This is a genomic window from Domibacillus sp. PGB-M46, from assembly GCF_022668875.1.
Lineage (GTDB): Bacteria > Bacillota > Bacilli > Bacillales > Domibacillaceae > Domibacillus.
This window is the reverse complement of the sequence record NZ_JAKGCR010000087.1, coordinates 1-294: the sequence shown is the minus strand read 5'-3', so window position 1 is coordinate 294 and position 294 is coordinate 1. Positions and strand designations below refer to the sequence as shown.

Annotated in this window: 1 tRNA gene; it reads right to left on the bottom strand. The window is 52.4% G+C overall.

Annotated elements, in window-relative coordinates:
* Positions 1 to 217: 217 nt before the first annotated feature.
* Positions 218 to 291 (bottom strand) — tRNA-Met (locus tag L2D08_RS23715).
* Positions 292 to 294: the final 3 nt, after the last annotated feature.

Below are 294 nucleotides of genomic sequence, written 5' to 3'. Positions count from 1 at the left end.
GATTCGAACCCTTGAGACAGCGGTAACCGTCTACACGATTTCCAATCGTGCTCCTTCGACCTCTCGGACAGCTCTCCGTAACTGACTTTGCAGGCAAGACTCGAACCTGCGACCGGACGGCTTATGCTATCCGGCTGCAGTAACTGAGCCGATGTCTTCATGCTCACACATAAGAGTTTTAAATGCATTACTGAATTACACAGTACGCTTATGTCAATAGCGGCGGAGGGGATCGAACCCCCGACCTCACGGGTATGAACCGTACGCTCTAGCCAGCTGAGCTACACCGCCATA